A 1,398-nucleotide genomic window follows, 5' to 3' on the forward strand; every position below is an offset into this window, starting at 1 on the left:
CTAAGCTATCGGCGGTCGAAGATACCAGGTGGCTGCGACTGTTTATTAAAAACACAGCACTGTGCTAACACGTAAGTGGACGTATACGGTGTGACGCCTGCCCGGTGCCGGAAGGTTAATTGATGGGGTTAGCTTAGGCGAAGCTCTTGATCGAAGCCCCGGTAAACGGCGGCCGTAACTATAACGGTCCTAAGGTAGCGAAATTCCTTGTCGGGTAAGTTCCGACCTGCACGAATGGCGTAACGATGGCCACGCTGTCTCCACCCAAGACTCAGTGAAATTGAAATCGCTGTTAAGATGCAGTGTATCCGCGGCTAGACGGAAAGACCCCGTGAACCTTTACTATAGCTTCACAGTGGATCTTGATGTTGCTTGTGTAGGATAGGTGGGAGGCTTTGAAGCAGTAACGCTAGTTATTGTGGAGCCAATCTTGAAATACCACCCTGGCAATATTGAGGTTCTAACTCTGGTCCCTTATCGGGATCGAGGACATTGTGTGGTGGGTAGTTTGACTGGGGCGGTCTCCTCCTAAAGAGTAACGGAGGAGTACGAAGGTTGGCTAAGCACGGTCGGACATCGTGCGGTTAGTATAATGGTACAAGCCAGCTTGACTGCGAGACGTACATGTCGAGCAGGTACGAAAGTAGGTCATAGTGATCCGGTGGTTCTGAATGGAAGGGCCATCGCTCAACGGATAAAAGGTACTCCGGGGATAACAGGCTGATACCGCCCAAGAGTTCACATCGACGGCGGTGTTTGGCACCTCGATGTCGGCTCATCACATCCTGGGGCTGAAGCCGGTCCCAAGGGTATGGCTGTTCGCCATTTAAAGTGGTACGCGAGCTGGGTTTAGAACGTCGTGAGACAGTTCGGTCCCTATCTGCCGTGGACGTTGGAAGTTTGAGGAGAGCTGTTCCTAGTACGAGAGGACCGGAATGGACGAACCACTGGTGTTCGGGTTGTGTCGCCAGACGCATTGCCCGGTAGCTACGTTCGGACGGGATAACCGCTGAAAGCATCTAAGCGGGAAGCCCCCTTCAAGATGAGACTTCCCTTGCCCCTTTGAGGGCACATAAGAGACGTTGAAGACTACGACGTTGATAGGCTGGGTGTGTAAGCGTTGTGAGGCGTTGAGCTAACCAGTACTAATGACTCGAGAGGCTTGACCATATAACGCCAAAGCGATCTGTATGCCATGCACTAAGCAGAGCATGAGAGTGTAAAAGCAAGAATAGAAAAACGAAGCTTATTTAGTAACGGATTCCATGAGCAGAGATTCAGGCATTAAACAGCATGAACGCTTTGCTCAACCAGTTTTGCCTGGTGACCATAGAGTGTTGGAACCACCCGATCCCATCCCGAACTCGGAAGTGAAACGATACATCGCCGATGGTAGTG

The 1,398-nt window shown here is 51.3% G+C and carries 2 rRNA genes (1 of these 2 only partly in view); both read left to right on the forward strand.

The annotated features are described in order from the left end of the window. A 23S ribosomal RNA gene (locus tag EOPP23_RS00005) occupies positions 1 to 1,170 on the forward strand; the annotation flags it as partial. 149 nt (positions 1,171 to 1,319) lie between these two features. Beyond that, positions 1,320 to 1,398 (forward strand): 5S ribosomal RNA (gene rrf, locus EOPP23_RS00010); it runs 51 nt beyond the window's last position.

Origin of the sequence: Endozoicomonas sp. OPT23 (assembly GCF_009653635.1) — a bacterium.
Lineage (GTDB): Bacteria > Pseudomonadota > Gammaproteobacteria > Pseudomonadales > Endozoicomonadaceae > Endozoicomonas_A.